Origin of the sequence: Janthinobacterium sp. TND4EL3, assembly GCF_900156175.1 — a bacterium.
Classification (GTDB): domain Bacteria; phylum Pseudomonadota; class Gammaproteobacteria; order Burkholderiales; family Burkholderiaceae_D; genus Janthinobacterium.
The window spans coordinates 21,539-36,481 of the sequence record NZ_FTMV01000011.1; the positions used below are offsets into that span (position 1 = coordinate 21,539).

Genomic DNA, 14,943 nt, shown 5'->3' on the forward strand with positions numbered 1-14,943 from the left:
TATTTGTCAGGAGTGGTTGCAACCGCAAGCGGTCGTTGAAGATTGTTTGCCATCGGCCGGCGGCACCGGGTCGACGCCCCCGTCATTCCAGGGGTGGCAACGGCACAGGCGCTTGGCAGCCAGCAGGCTGCCCTTGGCCGTACCGTGCACGCGCAGCGCTTCCATCGCGTAATGCGAACAGCTCGGATAGAAACGGCAATTCTGTCCCAGCATGGGGCTGATCAGCAACTGATAAGCGCGCAGCAGGAACAGCAGCAGGGTTTTCATGGCGCGGATGGTGGTGGCGCAGCAACAGAACGGGCCTGGGCGGCGATTTGCGCCGCGAACAGGCGGCTCAATTCTTCACGCAGCTCGGCTTTGAGCTTGCTCGTGGTGGCCGGGCCATCCTTGCTGTTGACGGCGCGCGACAAACGCACCACGCAGTCGACCGGCGGCATCGCGCTGTTGCGAAACAGCTCGCGCGTGACGCGCTTGATCGTGTTGCGGGTCGCCGCGCGCGGCGCGAAACGCTTGGCCACAACGACGCCCAGCCGCGCATGCGGCAATTGATTATGTCGGGTGTACAGCACAAAATGCGCTGTTTTTTGCGAAGGGCGCAAACGAAAAACGGATGAAAATTCATCCGTTTTAACGATACGCCGAAAGCGCGCGAAGTCGTGTGAACCTTCGCGTTGATTGCCGACTGGAGTACAGCTAGCCACGCGATCAGCTGTCAACGACAAGCCTAGACGGCCAGACGTTTGCGGCCTTTTGCGCGACGTGCGTTGAGCACATCACGGCCACCACGGGTAGCCATACGAGCGCGGAAGCCGTGCGTACGCTTGCGGCGAACGACGGAAGGTTGGTAAGTACGTTTCATGTTGGTCTCGCTAAAAACAAAAAAAATGCAAAATCGGGTCTGACGTCCCGTCAGTTTTTGGTGCCAATGACAATCGCGCACTTATGCCAAGGCACAAGCTGGCCAATCTCATCGCCCGCTGGAACGCGCACCAAATCGACTACGCGGAGCGATTTGCGGCCTCCGGTGCTCACTGTGCCTTCGCACAGTTGCGCGCCTCAGCCACAACTCATCACCGCTCGCTACGATTTGGTACTGCGTCGTTAATCCACGCTTAGTCCATATTGTCGTTCCAAATGAATAAACACGGAATACGGGCGGGGAACCCTGAATTATTCAGCATATGCCCCCCTCTTGTCAAGGATTGCCGTGATCGCCAGGAAATTTCCGCGCCGCGCCCCACCTGCCGCCAAGCCCGCACCAGCACTGCCTGTGACGGGATAACCGGGGGATAAGTCCACTCTTATGCACACGGCGCCCCACCCCGCCACAGAAAAATAACAGCCGTGCCTGTGGATAACTTTGGCAGTCGGGAGTAGAATAGCGCGTTACGTGTGGCGAGCCCTCGCGCGACGCCGGCCTTGCAACACGGTGACCGCAGGGCAGAATCGATACGCCCTCCCACACCTTTTCACATAGACATACATGGATAATTTCTGGCAGGCCTGTTCCGCGCAGTTGGAACTGGAGCTGACACCGCAACAATTCAGTGCGTGGATCAAACCGCTTATCCCTCTCGATTACGAGGAGGGCAAGCTGCGCATTGCTGCGCCCAATCGCTTCAAGCTCGATTGGGTCAAGACCCAGTTCGCCAGCCGCATCACGGCCCTGGCCATACAATACTTCGAAGCGCCCACGGAAGTGCAGTTCGTGCTCGACCCGCGCCTGGCCCTGCCGAAGAAGCCCGTTGCCGCCAGCACCCCGGCCAGCGACCCGAATGGCGGCGCGCCCAGCGCGCGCCCGGCGGAGCCGCAGCCGAGCGTGCCGGAACTGAGCATCGGCGCGGCGCCGCGCCGCGAGCAGAGCCGCATCAACACCGACCTGACCTTCGACAGTTTTGTTACGGGTAAAGCCAACCAGCTGGCGCGCGCCGCCGCCATCCAGGTGGCAAACAACCCGGGCGTGTCGTATAACCCGCTGTTCTTCTACGGCGGCGTCGGCCTCGGTAAAACCCACTTGATCCACGCCATCGGCAACCAGGTGATGGCCGACAATCCGGGCGCGAAGATCCGCTACATCCACGCGGAACAGTACGTCCGCGACGTAGTGACCGCTTACCAGCGCAAGGGTTTCGACGATTTCAAGCACTACTATCACTCGCTCGACATGCTGCTGATCGATGATATCCAGTTCTTTGGCGGCAAGAGCCGCACGCAGGAAGAGTTTTTCTATGCGTTCGAGGCATTAATTGCTGCTAAGAAACAAATCATCATCACTTCGGATACGTATCCGAAGGAAATCACGGGCATGGACGACCGCCTGATCTCGCGCTTCGACTCGGGCCTGACGGTGGCCATCGAACCGCCGGAACTGGAAATGCGCGTGGCGATTCTGTTGAAAAAAGCCAAGCAGGAAGGCGTGACCTTCTCCGACGACGTGGCCTTCTTTGTTGCCAAGCACTTGCGCTCGAACGTGCGTGAGCTCGAAGGCGCGCTGCGCAAAATTCTGGCCTACTCGCGTTTCCATGGCAAAGACATCACGATCGATATCGTCAAGGAAGCCCTGAAGGACTTGCTGTCGGTGCAGAACCGCCAGATTTCCGTGGAAAACATCCAGAAAACGGTGGCGGACTTCTTCAATATCAAGGTGGCCGACATGTATTCGAAGCGCCGCCCCGCGAATATCGCCCGGCCACGGCAGATCGCCATGTACCTGGCCAAGGAATTGACGCAGAAGAGCCTGCCGGAAATCGGCGAGCTGTTCGGCGGCCGCGACCACACCACGGTGCTGCATGCCGTGCGCAAGATCGCGCTGGACCGCACCAAGAACCCGGAATGCAACCATGAATTGCATGTACTGGAACAAACCTTGAAGGGTTAAGTACACCTGACCAAACCTGCTGCGCGTCGCGCTTTGGTCAGGGGTTGCAAGCACGACTGGGCAAGGCTGGCTCAAAACGTGCTTTACCCTTATTATCTGGGAGGGCGCCGCAGCCGGTCTGTCGGGGCTCCCTATGGCAAGAATTGTTAAATTAATACGTTAAACGTCGTACTGTTCAACTTATACATTGAGGATAAATATGCAATTGGTCAAAACCACCCGAGATACCCTTCTCCGGCCACTGCAGATCGTGAGCGGTATTGTCGAGCGTCGGCACACTATGCCGATTCTGGCCAATATCCTCATCCGCAAAGACGGTGAAAATGTCTCCTTCCTGTCGACCGACACCGAAGTGCAGATCACCACGCACGCGGAAATCGGCTCCGGCGCGGACGTCACGGGCACCACCGTGGCCGCGCGCAAGCTGCTGGACATTTTGCGCGCCCTGCCCGAGTCGGGCGACGTCACGATGACCCTGCTCAACAAGCGCCTGACCGTGCAAACGGGCAAGTCGCGCTTCGCCCTGCAAACCCTGGCGGCGGAAGAGTTTCCAACCGTGCAACAGGCGGAAAGCTACAACGCCTCCGTCACCCTGCCGCAGAAAACCCTGAAGCACCTGTTCAACATGGTGCATTTCTCGATGGCGCAGCAAGACATCCGCTATTACCTGAACGGCTTGCTGCTGGTTCTGGATGGCAATAATGTGATCGCCGTGGCCACCGACGGCCACCGCCTGGCGTTTTGCCAGGTGGCCACCGAGCAGACGTTCGCGCGCCAGGAAGTGATTATCCCGCGCAAGACCATCATCGAACTGCAGCGCCTGCTGGAAGAAAACGACGAGCCGGTGCAGCTGGACATCGCCGCCAACCAGGTGAAACTGACCTTTGCCGACATCGAGCTGATCTCGAAGCTGGTGGAAGGCAAGTTCCCCGACTACACGCGCGTGATTCCTAAAGGCTACAAGAACGACTTCACCATCGGCCGCGATGAACTGCTGCGCTCGCTGCAACGTGCCGCCATCATGACCAGCGACAAGTTCAAGGGCGTGCGCTGCATCATCACCCCGGGCAGCATGAAGATCAGCTCGACCAATGCGGACCAGGAAGAAGCCGTCGAAGAGCTGGAAATCGACTACGGCGGCGACTCCGTCGACATCGGCTTCAACGTGACCTACCTGCTGGACGTGCTGAACAACCTGAAATGCGAATACGTCAATATCGCGCTGGGCGACTCGAACTCGTCCGCACTCATCTCCATCCCTGACAATGCGGACTTCAAGTACGTTGTCATGCCGATGCGCATTTAAGCGTAACCCAATGCAAAACTGGGGCCAGGCCTACAAGGCCCTGCCCCGCAATCAGCAATCGTTATTTGAGAAAGCAGTCCATGTCCGAGAATCCACAAGACACCCCGATCCAGGCCAAAACGGAAGAATACGGCGCCTCCTCCATCCAGATCCTGGAAGGCCTGGAAGCCGTGCGCAAACGCCCGGGCATGTACATTGGCGACACCTCGGACGGCACCGGCCTGCACCATCTGGTATTCGAAGTGCTGGACAACTCCATCGATGAGTCGCTGGCCGGCCATTGCACGGAAATCCACGTCACCATCCACAGCGACAATTCGATCTCGATCACCGACAATGGCCGCGGCGTGCCAACCGGCCTGAAAATGGACGACAAGCACGATCCGAAGCGTTCGGCGGCGGAAATCGTCATGACCGAGCTGCACGCGGGCGGCAAGTTCGACCAGAACTCGTATAAAGTATCGGGCGGTTTGCACGGCGTGGGTGTGTCCTGCGTCAATGGTTTGTCGAAATTGCTGAAACTGACCATCCGCCGCGACGGCAAGGTCCATTACATGGAATTCGTGCGCGGCGTGCCGCAGGACCGCCAGATCGTCATGGCCGGCGACGTCGCGACGTCGCCGATCAAGGTCATCGGCGAGACGGACAAGCGCGGCACGGAAGTGCACTTCTGGGCCGACGAAGAGATTTTCACGCACGTGGAATTCCACTACGAAATCCTGGCCAAGCGCATCCGCGAACTGTCCTTCCTGAACAACGGCGTCAACATCAAGCTGTCGGACCAGCGCACGGGCAAGGAAGAAGTGTTCGCCTTCGAAGGCGGCACGCGCGGCTTCGTCGAATACATCAACAAGGCCAAGTCGGTCTTGCACCCGACCATTTTTCAGGCCACGGGCGAGCGCCTGTCGGACCAGGGCACGAACATCACGGTCGACGTGTCGATGCAGTGGAACGATGCCTACAATGAACAGGTGCTGTGCTTTACGAATAACATCCCGCAACGCGACGGCGGCACCCACCTGACGGGCTTGCGCGCGGCCATGACGCGCGTGATCAACAAGTACATCGATGAGCAGGAATTCGCCAAGAAGGCGAAAGTGGAAATCAACGGCGACGACATGCGCGAAGGCCTGACCTGCGTGCTGTCCGTGAAAGTGCCGGAGCCGAAATTCTCGTCGCAGACGAAGGACAAGCTGGTGTCGTCGGAAGTGCGCGGCCCCGTCGAGGAGATCGTCGCCAAGACCCTGGCAGATTACCTGCAAGAAAAACCAAACGACGCCAAGATCATTTGCGGCAAGATCGTCGAAGCGGCGCGCGCCCGCGAAGCGGCCCGCAAGGCCCGCGACCTGACGCGCCGCAAAGGCATCATGGACGGCCTGGGCCTGTCGGCCAAGCTGGCCGACTGCCAGGAAAAAGACCCCGCCCTGTGCGAACTGTACATCGTCGAGGGTGACTCGGCAGGTGGCTCGGCAAAACAGGGGCGCGACCGCAAGTTCCAGGCGATCCTGCCGCTGCGCGGTAAAGTCCTGAACGTGGAAAAAGCCCGTTTCGAGAAAATGCTGTCGTCCGAGCAGATCACCACCCTGATCGCCACCCTGGGCACCTCGATCGGACCGGACGAATTCAACGTCGAGAAACTGCGCTACCACCGCATCATCATCATGACCGATGCGGACGTCGACGGCGCCCACATCCGCACCCTGCTGCTGACCCTGTTCTACCGCCAGATGCCGCAACTGGTCGAACGCGGCCACATCTACATCGCGCAGCCGCCGCTGTACAAGGTCAAGGCTGGCCGCGACGAGCGCTATCTGAAAGATGACGCCGAAGAAGCGAGCTACATGATGACGGTGGCCCTGAACACGGCCGTGCTGGTGCCGCGCGAAGGCGCGGAAGGCATTTCCGGCGAGACCCTGGCCGAGCTGGTGCGCAAGTTCAACCTGTCGAACACCATCATGACGCGTTTGACCCGCGTCATCGACCGCGCCGCCCTGACGGCCATCATGACGGGCACGCAGCTGGACCTGTCGACCCTGGAACAGGCGGAAAAATCCGCGCTGGCCCTGCAGACGGCCATCAACGATACGGCCGTGCAAGTACACGTGCGCTCCGATGACTTGTCGGAAAAACACATGCTGCGCATCGAGCGCATGCACCACGGCAACGTCAAGGTCAGCGCCATCGACGCCGACTTCGTGCAAGGTCCGGACTACGCCGTGCTGAGCAACGGTGCCGCCACCTTCGAAGGCCTGATCGGCGAAGGCGCGTTCGTGCGCCGCGGCGAAGGCGAGCGCGTCAAGGAAATCGCCGTCGTCGACTTCCACCAGGCCATGCAATGGCTGCGCGACGAAGCCGAGCGCACCGTCTCGAAACAGCGCTACAAGGGTCTGGGCGAAATGAACCCGGATCAATTGTGGGAAACGACGATGGATCCGACCGTGCGCCGCCTGTTGAAAGTGCAGATCGAAGACGCCATTGCGGCAGATCAAATCTTCACGACGCTGATGGGCGACGACGTGGAGCCGCGCCGCGCGTTTATTGAAAATAACGCGCTGCGCGCGGGCAATATCGACGTGTAAGCCAGCTTGCCGGTTTGCGTTGCAGCCAAGGCGGCCCTCCCGGGGGCCGCTTTTTTTTATGCCCGCAAAAATGCAAAGCCGCGTTGACATACTTGCCAAAAGCAAGCAATAATCTGCCATAAGCAAGTATATGGGAGGCGTCAGATGCATACGGATCAACTCGGCGAGCGCACGGACATCGTGCGCCGTTTTAATCGTTTCTATACGCGCCAGATTGGCGTACTGCATGAACACCTGCTGGACAGCGCATTCTCTCTGACGGAGGTGCGCATCCTGTATGAATTGGCGCACCGGGAACAACTGACCAGTGCGGATCTGTGCCGCGAACTGGGCTTGAACGCGGGCTACCTGAGCCGTGTCATTGCCGGGTTTGAAAAACAGGGATTGATCGCCAAGACGCGTTCGCCCACGGATGCGCGCGCGGCGCAATTGCAGCTGACCGAGCAGGGACGGCGCACCCTCGCCCCCTTGGTCGACGCGTCGCGGCGCGAAGTGGCGGCCATGCTGGAACGCTTGCCGCCCGCGGCACAGCAAGAGCTGGTCGCTGCCATGGAGCAAATCCAGGGCGTGCTGGGGGAGCCATCGCCCAGCGCATCGCCCAGCTATATCCTGCGCAATCCGCAGCCGGGCGACATGGGCTGGATCATCCACCGGCAAGCCGTGCTGTATGCGCAGGAATATGGCTGGAACAGCGAATACGAGGCACTCGTAGCCGACATCCTCGCCAAATTCGTACGGGAATTCGACCCGGCCCGCGAGCGCTGCTGGATCGCCGAGAAGGACGGCACGGTAATCGGTTCCGTCTTCATCGTCCGACAGGACGATACGACGGCCAAGCTGCGCCTGCTGTACGTCGATCCCTGCGCGCGCGGCCTGGGCATCGGCAGCCGCCTCGTCGACGAGTGCCTGCGCTTCAGCCGCCAGGCCGGCTACACGAAAATGGTGTTGTGGACCAACAGCATCCTCACCGGTGCCCGGCGCATCTACGACAGGGCCGGCTTCCAGCTGGTCGAGGAAGAGGCGCATCACAGCTTTGGCAAGGACTTGATCGGCCAGGTACTGGCGCGCGAGCTGTAACGCCCCGTGCCGCCGCATGGCACTGTGGCGGCGACAGGACACTGGCCGCCGTTTTCCCCGCCCATCTCCCCACTGCCCCCAAGAAACCAGTACACTAGTTCCTGAGCGCAACTAGTTTTGTACGCGCGCCATGCCGCCTGCCGTTGCCGGGAGGCGTCCCTGCCGCAAGGCCTGTTGTCCGCCGGGACGAATGCAATGTTCACTTCGCGCAGCCTGTCGCCTGCCTTCTATTACCTGTTCTTTTCAGGAGAACGGGAGCAGCAGCAGCGCTTTTTCACGGAACTGCGTTTCATTTCGATAGCCATCCTGACATTTGGCCTGGCTTGCTGGCTGGTCACGTTCAGCCTGACTCTAGCGCGCGCCTCGCTCGATCATGCGCAGGCGGCGCTGGGCGTGGCGGGCATGCTGGCCGGGCTGCTGCTGACCGTGTATGCGAGGTCGCTGCAGGCGATTATCGCCAGCGGCACCATCAGCGTGCTGTTCATCGCTTTCAGCTTTCGCGTGCTGATGCTTGGTACGGAAGACCCCGCTTTTTGGGTATTGCCGCTGGGCGTGATGATCACCCTGACGACGGCGCCCATCTTCAGCGGCATCGCGTATTACCTGGGCGTGTCGCTGGGCGTGTGGGCCATCCTGGGGCTGGGACAGTTTCCCGTGCATGCGGGCCAGGCCGACCAGCATTGGCCCGTGCTGGCCGTCACCATCAGCGTGATCATCTGTCTGGCGCTGAACATCTATTTTCTCGTCTTGCGCATCCACAACTACCGCGCCCAGCGCGAGCTGGCGACGATGGCCTACAAGGATGGCTTGACGGGGCTCAACAACCGCCGCATGTTCACGCAAGGCGCGCGCGCGCTGCAGCGCACGGCGCGCACGCCCGCCTATTTCCTGATGATCGACATCGACGACTTCAAGCAGATCAACGACCTGCATGGCCATGACGTGGGCGATGAAGTGCTGAAAAAGACGGCCGAGGTGATAGCCGGGCTGTCGGGCGAGCACCTGTGCGGCAGGCTGGGCGGCGAAGAGTTCGCCGTCATCTACGTGGGTGAAAAGAACGCGGCCTGCGCCTTTGCCGCGCAACTGGTCGATGCCGTCGAGGCGGCGTTCGTGCCGGAACGCAAGGTATCCGTCAGCATCGGCGTGGCGGAACTGATCAAGGAAGCGGACCTGTCGCACAGCTACCGGCGCGCCGACGAATCCTTGTACCAGGCCAAGAAAAGCGGCAAGAACCGCTACGTGCTCAACGCCGCCTGAACGCCGGCGTCCGGCGCCGCATCGAGCAGCGCCAGCAGGGCTTGCGGCGCAATCTTCCACGGCTCGCGCTGCTCGGGGTCCACCTCGCACCAGCGGTCCTGCGCGCCGATCTTGAGTATGGTCAGGGGAATGGCCTTGCTGTCAAAGAAGGCCAGCATGCGGCGGATCAAACGGCTCACCTTGGCGTGGTCTTCCTGGTACAAAGAACAGGTATAGAAGCAGCCCTTCTCTCCCATGCGCAATTTCCTGGCCGCGCCGACACGCGACTGGAGCACGTACTTGTGCAGGAACTCGGTCACGACCTCATCGTCAACGGGAATACTGCAGGAAATGGTGATCTTGGCCATGGCAAGCGGGACAGTGATTCAATAGACGAGCTTAGCAGAAAGCATTTCATTCCTGAAATGCTAAGATCGCCCCGCGCGCATGCCGGCGCCCGGACCGGCATGGCGTCTCGACCAGGATTGCCATTGAACCTACGCCGCATTTTCCCCCTGCTGTCGCTGTGCGCGGCCCTGGGCACGTCACCGTTTGCGCTGGCGCAAGCGGCCGAAGACGCCGCCTTCGTGGCCGCCACCGTGCCCGTGGCCGTGCCGTCGCCGCCGCTCAGCCTGAACGAGCATCCGCAAATCCGCGCCGACGTCTTCAGGCTGCTCGGCTATGCGCGTGGCGACTATACGCAGGGCGATACCCTGATTGCGCTCCAGGTACTCGACAGCATGCGTTCGCTGGAGCACATCCGGCGCACCATGCTGCCCGACGGGCGTTCCGTGCTGGCCTCCATCAACCCCGGCACGCACGGTGCGCAGCGCGCCGCCATGCTGTTCGACCCGCAACGCAAGCTGTTGGCGCTGGCCCTCGTCAACGGCCATTGCCAACACGACATTGGCGATGCCGTGCCCGCCTGCCTGCCGTCCACGCACGCCGTACTGACGGTGTTCTTACCGCCGGGCACGGAGGACGAGATGGCCGCGCCGCTGCTCGTGTGGGCGCGGCAACTGCCGCCCATGCTGGCGCAGGCGGCGCCGGAACAGCGGCAAAGCATTGCTGTGGTGGAATACATCACCACGCGTCCGGGCCAGCCCGGCTGGGAACCGCGCAACCTGCCGCCCGGCTTTCCCCCCAGCTTGCTGCACCTGCTGCTGCCGGCCGCGGAACTGACGGGCAGCACCAGCGGCGGCAAGCTCATCGCAGCGGCCGGCACGGCCGGCATGCCCACGGAAACGGCCGAGGCCGGCGACGCGCCCCTGCCCGACACTTCCGTCTCCCTGCGCAGCCATGCCGATTTCCACTGGGTGCTCAATACCTACGCCAGGCTGGCCAAGGGCGCGCAAGTGCAGGGCCATGACGACAAGGTCGTGTTCACCGGCAACGACGCGAGCGGCCGCTACACGGTGACCCTGCGCGAGCCGGGCACGAAAGATAGCGTGCTCATCACCGTAGCCAGCTGGCGCACAAAATAAGGAAGGCGAACAGGGAAAGCATTGCCATTACGCATAAGAACATGGCATTTTGGCATTTTGCGGTATGATTTCCGGTCGTGCGGCGCTGCCCGGTCCCTGCCTTGCCCACCCCGCCCTTCAAGCCAGCCACGCTTGCGTAGCATCCTGCCCTAAGGAGTCATATGTTCGGTTTTAACTTGCGCGTTGCCAAGATGGTGTGGACGGCTTTCCTGATCGTCTTCCTGCTCTTTCTCACCTATAAGGTCTCGTCGACCCTGATCGTGGTGGTGTTTGCCGTGTTCTTCAGCTACCTCGTGTATCCGCTGATCGGGCTGCTGGAGCGCCATGGCCCGAAGCGCCTGCCGCGCACGGCCAATATCGGCATCGTCTTCCTCGTGGTGATCTTGCTGGTGGCGGTGCTGAGCTCCATCTTCGGGGCGCGCATCGAGGAAGAGGCGATCAAGCTCAGCGATCAGTTGCCGACCCTGCTCAAGGGCAACAATTTTGCCGAACGCATCCCATTGCCGGAGTTCATGGAACCCTTGCGCGCGCGCCTGCTGTCGTTCTTGCAGACGCAGCTGAGCAGCGGTACGGGACAAGCCATGCCGCTGGCGAAGGAACTGGGCCTGACCGTCATGCATGCGGCCAGCAACCTGATCTATCTGGTACTGGTGCCCGTGCTGAGCTTTTTGCTGATCAAGGAAGGCCCGGACATGCGCGACGGCTTGCTGTCCCTGCTGAACCGCCCGAACAAGAAACTCTGGGGCGCCATCATCGACGACCTCGACATCCTGCTGTCGCGCTATGTGCGCGCCCTGCTGCTGCTGTCGATCGCCACCTTCATCTCTTACAGCATCGCGTTTTCCCTGATGGGCGTGCCGTACAGCCTGCTGCTGGCCGGCGCCGCCGCCTTGCTGGAATTCATCCCGTTTGCCGGCCCGCTGGCGGCCGCCGTCATCGCCGTGGTCGTGGCCGGTTTCAGCGGCTTCGAGCACGTATTCTGGCTGATCGGCTTCATCGCCGCCTACCGTCTGTTCCAGGATTACGTGGTCAATCCGTATTTGATGAGCGAGGGGGTGGAAGTGAGCCCGCTGATGGTGATCGTCGGATTGCTGGCCGGTGACCAGCTGGGCGGCGTGGTCGGCATCTTCCTGTCCGTCCCCGTGATGGCGGCCATCAAGATCGTCTTCGTGCGCGCGCGGGCGGCCTTGCAGGCGCGCCACGATGCACTGGAGAAAGCCGAACAGGCGGCAGAGGAAGCGCGCGCCCAGGCCCTGGCCGAGGCGGCGCTATTGCAGGAACAGGGCAGCAAGGTGGCCCTGGAAGCTCGCTAGCTTAGAACTCTTCCCATTCGCCGCTGCTGTCAGCCATCGGCTTGGCAGTGCGCGGCTGGCTCGGGGTGGTGGCCGAGGCAGTACGGCTTGGCGCCAGGTGCAGGGCCGGGCGTTTCAAGGCCGTGCTGGCGGCGGCCACGACAGGCTTGCGCAAGGCGGGCTTGGCCGCTGCCGGGCCGCTGTGGGCGGCGTCGAGTTTAAAGATGCTGACCATCTCGGCCAGCGCCGCCGCCTGTTCCTGCATCGATTCCGACGCGGCGGCCGCTTCTTCCACCAGCGCCGCATTCTGTTGCGTCACGGTATCCATTTCCGCCACGGCCTGGTTGATCTGGCCGATGCCCAGTTCCTGCTCGCGGCCGGCAGCGCTGATTTCGCCCATGATATCCGTCACGCGGCGGATGCTGGAGACGATTTCGTCCATCGTCGTACCCGTCTGGCTGACCAGTTCGCTGCCTGCGCCCACGTTCCGCACCGACGCTTCGATCAGCATCTTGATGTCCTTGGCGGCGGAAGCCGAGCGGTGCGCCAGGTTGCGCACTTCCGTGGCGACGACGGCAAAGCCGCGCCCCTGTTCACCGGCGCGTGCCGCTTCCACGGCCGCATTCAGGGCCAGGATATTCGTCTGGAAGGCGATGCCATCGATCACGCCGATGATGTCGGCGATCTTTTTCGACGATTCGCTGATGGAACCCATGGTATCGACCACTTGCGCCACCAGGGCGCCGCCTTTGACCGCCACGTCCGAGGCGGAAACGGCCAGCTGGTTGGCCTGGCGCGCATTGTCGGAATTCTGCTTGACGGTCGAGGTCAGCTCTTCCAGCGACGAGGCCGTTTCTTCCAGGCTCGACGCTTGCTGTTCCGTGCGGCTCGACAAATCCAGGTTGCCCGAGGCGATTTCATTGCTGGCCGTGGCGATGGCGCCGCTGCCGTCGCGCACGCCACGCACGGTGTTCGACAGGCGTTCCTGCATCTGTTTCAGGCCGCCCAGCAGGGCGCCCATCTCGTCCTGGCGCGTGATGATGATGTCATTGGCCAGGTTGCCGTCGGAAATGGCGCCGAAATGGCGCAAGGCCTGGTCCAGCGGACCGAAGATGGCGCGCAGCAGCAGGAAGCTGGAAATAATCGTCAGCAAGGCGCCTGCCACCATGCCGGCGATGGCCATGGCCACCTGGGTGTGATAGTTGGACTGGCTCTCCGCATACATCCTGGCAGCCGAGCTGACCTGGTATTGCGTCAGGGTTTCTGCCGCCTGGTCCAGGGTACGGTAGAGCGCGGACAGCCCCTTCATCATCAGCTTGTCCGCCTGCTCGATATTGTTTTCGCGCAAAGCCTTGCTCATGGCCAGCATGCCATTGTTGATATAGTCGTTGCGCTTCTTGTCCATATCGTCGGACAGGCCTTTTTCTTCCGCGCTTTGCGGCAGGGCCAGGTACACCTTCCAGGCCTTGTTGGACGTTTCCAGGAATTGCTCGGCGCGGGCCAGCGTATCCTTGGCGTCGGCCGCTTCGGGGTGCACCATCACGCGGTCCATCGTGAAGCGGGCACGGCCCAGGGCGATTTGCGATTCGCCGATCGCCTGCGTCGACGCCAGCTGGTTGCTGTAGACCTCGTTGAGGTTGTTGTTGGCCGATTTCAGGCTGATGATACTCATGACGCCCAGCAAGGCGATCAGCACGCCCAGCACGCTCATGGTGGCGATCAGGCGCATTTTTATTGTTATATTCGACAGCATGCAGTTTTCCTTGGTAAGGGCGCGACCGTGCCACCGCCTGCCGGGTGGGGTAGCGGCAAACGCCAGATGGGCGGATCACGTGAATTGTTCAGGGCAGGTCGATACGGCGTGTGCGGCGGCAGGGGGGAAGGCGGCCCGCGCATATCGTCAGGAGTGAAATACAGGGCAACAGGGTTGAGGTTTCCTGTATTTTTAATTTCCTGGCTGGAAGATACAGGGAAAGATTACCAGTAGCAACATCCAACAGGAATTTTCACACTTTGTAACAAGCGGATGATGTTTTTTGCGCAGAACTGGCATTCCGCTGACGTGCGCGGTCGCGTGGGAATGCCATTTATGCTAGTCAACTAGTTAATACATGGTTGCGCCGATGCATGGCCATTCAGGCAAGACCGGACACCCCAGCACGCCGGCCAAATAGCGGCCGCTGCACCGTCTGCGCCAGCAGCACGCCCAGCAGCGAGATGCCGCCGCCGACCAGGTGATAGAGATGCATGCTTTCATGCAGCCAGATGATGGCCAGCAAGGCCGTCAGCAGCGGCAGCAGGTTGACGTAGATGCTGCAGCGGTTCGGCCCCAGCAATTTCACGCCTTCGATCCACAGGTAGGACAGCACGATGGACGAGCCGATGCCCGCATAGCCGATCAGGGGCAAGGTGGTGGCATCGAGCCTGGCGCTGCCGGGCGGCAGCAGCAGGAAAAACGGCAGCATGCAGGCCAGGGCCGCCAGCGCCTGGCAATAAATGGCTTGCCAGGCGGGAATGGATAAACGCCAGCGGCGCAGCAGCACGCCGTACAAGGCAAAGCTCAGGCAGGCCAGCAGCATCAGCGCATCGCCCGCATGCACGCCCTGCTGCAGCAAGGCCAGCACGTCGCCGCGCCCCACCAGGTACAGCAAGCCGCCGAACGACAGCACGCCGCCGGCCGCCATGCCCACCGTCAGGCGCTCGCCCAGCAGCAGCACGCTGAGCAGGGCCGTCATCAAGGGCGCCAGCGCCGTGACGATGGCCATGTTCGTCGCCGTCGTCGATTCGGCGGCGCGGTAGGACAGGCTCTGGAACAGCGCCATCGACATCAGGCCGCACAGGGCCAGCTGCCACCACTGGCGGCGCAGCGCATGGCGGTTGCGCCACAGGGGGCGGGCGATAAACGGCGTCATCACCAGCAAGACCAGCACCAGCCGATAAAACGTGATGGCCGTGGGGGCGATGCTGGACGCGGCCAGCTTCGAGACGACGACGTTGCCGGCCCACAGCAGCATGGCGAGAAACGGATACAGATAGGCGCGCACAGGCATGTATAGCTCCAGGAATAGTTGCGGGGAACCATCATGCCGCA

At 61.6% G+C, this 14,943-nt stretch carries 13 protein-coding genes; 7 read left to right on the top strand and 6 right to left on the bottom strand.

Annotated features, from left to right (window positions below):
* Nucleotides 1–6: 6 nt before the first annotated feature.
* Genes yidD through rpmH form a run of 3 tightly spaced genes read right to left on the bottom strand, consistent with a single transcriptional unit; the run spans nucleotide 7 to nucleotide 859 of the window.
* Nucleotides 7–267, bottom strand: a complete 261-nt coding sequence (gene yidD, locus BXA07_RS17205) for a membrane protein insertion efficiency factor YidD (protein ID WP_076569275.1) — start codon at nucleotides 265–267, stop codon at nucleotides 7–9.
* Nucleotides 264–701: a ribonuclease P protein component gene (gene rnpA / locus BXA07_RS17210; RefSeq protein WP_071650299.1), complete on the bottom strand. Its 438-nt coding sequence runs from the start codon at nucleotides 699–701 to the stop codon at nucleotides 264–266. Before rnpA ends, yidD begins: the two co-directional genes overlap by 4 nt.
* A 23-nt stretch (nucleotides 702–724) precedes the next feature.
* Nucleotides 725–859, bottom strand: coding sequence for a 50S ribosomal protein L34 (gene rpmH, locus BXA07_RS17215; RefSeq protein WP_010401996.1), 135 nt, complete (start codon nucleotides 857–859; stop codon nucleotides 725–727).
* Nucleotides 860–1,483: 624 nt separating this feature from the next.
* On the opposite strand from rpmH, the gene dnaA reads away from it, so the two are divergent.
* From dnaA to BXA07_RS17240, 5 genes are all read left to right on the top strand, one after another.
* The gene (gene dnaA / locus BXA07_RS17220) at nucleotides 1,484–2,878 is read left to right on the top strand and encodes a chromosomal replication initiator protein DnaA (RefSeq protein WP_076569276.1); all 1,395 of its coding nucleotides are present in this window, start codon (nucleotides 1,484–1,486) and stop codon (nucleotides 2,876–2,878) included.
* Between the two features lie 199 nt (nucleotides 2,879–3,077).
* Nucleotides 3,078–4,184: a DNA polymerase III subunit beta gene (dnaN, locus tag BXA07_RS17225; RefSeq protein WP_034754341.1), complete on the top strand. Its 1,107-nt coding sequence runs from the start codon at nucleotides 3,078–3,080 to the stop codon at nucleotides 4,182–4,184.
* An 80-nt stretch (nucleotides 4,185–4,264) separates the two neighbouring features.
* Nucleotides 4,265–6,763 carry a DNA topoisomerase (ATP-hydrolyzing) subunit B gene (gene gyrB, locus BXA07_RS17230; protein WP_076569278.1) on the top strand — a complete coding sequence of 833 codons (2,499 nt, stop codon included), beginning with the start codon at nucleotides 4,265–4,267 and terminating at the stop codon, nucleotides 6,761–6,763.
* A gap of 144 nt (nucleotides 6,764–6,907) precedes the next feature.
* Nucleotides 6,908–7,840: a bifunctional helix-turn-helix transcriptional regulator/GNAT family N-acetyltransferase gene (locus tag BXA07_RS17235; protein WP_076569279.1), complete on the top strand. Its 933-nt coding sequence runs from the start codon at nucleotides 6,908–6,910 to the stop codon at nucleotides 7,838–7,840.
* A 195-nt stretch (nucleotides 7,841–8,035) separates the two neighbouring features.
* Nucleotides 8,036–9,097, top strand: a complete 1,062-nt coding sequence (locus BXA07_RS17240) for a GGDEF domain-containing protein (protein WP_076569542.1) — start codon at nucleotides 8,036–8,038, stop codon at nucleotides 9,095–9,097.
* Here BXA07_RS17240 and BXA07_RS17245 read toward each other — a convergent pair.
* Entirely contained in the window at nucleotides 9,076–9,444 is a 369-nt protein-coding gene (locus tag BXA07_RS17245) for a hypothetical protein (protein ID WP_076569281.1), read from the bottom strand. The two genes, BXA07_RS17240 and BXA07_RS17245, sit on opposite strands and share 22 nt — an antisense overlap.
* A gap of 123 nt (nucleotides 9,445–9,567) precedes the next feature.
* Between BXA07_RS17245 and BXA07_RS17250 the strand changes: the two genes are divergently transcribed.
* Nucleotides 9,568–10,560, top strand: a complete 993-nt coding sequence (locus BXA07_RS17250) for a hypothetical protein (protein ID WP_076569282.1) — start codon at nucleotides 9,568–9,570, stop codon at nucleotides 10,558–10,560.
* 161 nt (nucleotides 10,561–10,721) lie between these two features.
* Complete coding sequence (locus BXA07_RS17255; RefSeq protein WP_076569284.1) at nucleotides 10,722–11,873, top strand: AI-2E family transporter; 1,152 nt, start codon at nucleotides 10,722–10,724, stop codon at nucleotides 11,871–11,873.
* Nucleotide 11,874: 1 nt separating this feature from the next.
* Here the strand turns inward: BXA07_RS17255 and BXA07_RS17260 are convergent, their stop codons facing one another.
* Together BXA07_RS17260 and BXA07_RS17265 are read right to left on the bottom strand one after the other, a co-directional pair.
* Nucleotides 11,875–13,605 (bottom strand): methyl-accepting chemotaxis protein, encoded by a 1,731-nt coding sequence (locus tag BXA07_RS17260; protein WP_076569285.1) that lies wholly within the window; start codon nucleotides 13,603–13,605, stop codon nucleotides 11,875–11,877.
* A gap of 382 nt (nucleotides 13,606–13,987) precedes the next feature.
* Nucleotides 13,988–14,902, bottom strand: a complete 915-nt coding sequence (locus BXA07_RS17265; protein ID WP_076569287.1) for a DMT family transporter — start codon at nucleotides 14,900–14,902, stop codon at nucleotides 13,988–13,990.
* Between the last annotated feature and the right edge of the window lie 41 nt (nucleotides 14,903–14,943).

What these genes read in the sequence shown, in the direction of transcription:
- yidD (WP_076569275.1), bottom strand. Translation starts at nt 267, where the DNA reads ATGAAAACCCTGCTGCTGTTCCTGCTGCGCGCTTATCAGTTGCTGATC.
- rpmH (WP_010401996.1), bottom strand. Translation starts at nt 859, where the DNA reads ATGAAACGTACTTACCAACCTTCCGTCGTTCGCCGCAAGCGTACGCAC.
- dnaA (WP_076569276.1), top strand. Translation starts at nt 1,484, where the DNA reads ATGGATAATTTCTGGCAGGCCTGTTCCGCGCAGTTGGAACTGGAGCTG.
- dnaN (WP_034754341.1), top strand. Translation starts at nt 3,078, where the DNA reads ATGCAATTGGTCAAAACCACCCGAGATACCCTTCTCCGGCCACTGCAG.
- gyrB (WP_076569278.1), top strand. Translation starts at nt 4,265, where the DNA reads ATGTCCGAGAATCCACAAGACACCCCGATCCAGGCCAAAACGGAAGAA.
- BXA07_RS17235 (WP_076569279.1), top strand. Translation starts at nt 6,908, where the DNA reads ATGCATACGGATCAACTCGGCGAGCGCACGGACATCGTGCGCCGTTTT.
- BXA07_RS17240 (WP_076569542.1), top strand. Translation starts at nt 8,036, where the DNA reads ATGTTCACTTCGCGCAGCCTGTCGCCTGCCTTCTATTACCTGTTCTTT.
- BXA07_RS17245 (WP_076569281.1), bottom strand. Translation starts at nt 9,444, where the DNA reads ATGGCCAAGATCACCATTTCCTGCAGTATTCCCGTTGACGATGAGGTC.
- BXA07_RS17255 (WP_076569284.1), top strand. Translation starts at nt 10,722, where the DNA reads ATGTTCGGTTTTAACTTGCGCGTTGCCAAGATGGTGTGGACGGCTTTC.
- BXA07_RS17260 (WP_076569285.1), bottom strand. Translation starts at nt 13,605, where the DNA reads ATGCTGTCGAATATAACAATAAAAATGCGCCTGATCGCCACCATGAGC.
- BXA07_RS17265 (WP_076569287.1), bottom strand. Translation starts at nt 14,902, where the DNA reads ATGCCTGTGCGCGCCTATCTGTATCCGTTTCTCGCCATGCTGCTGTGG.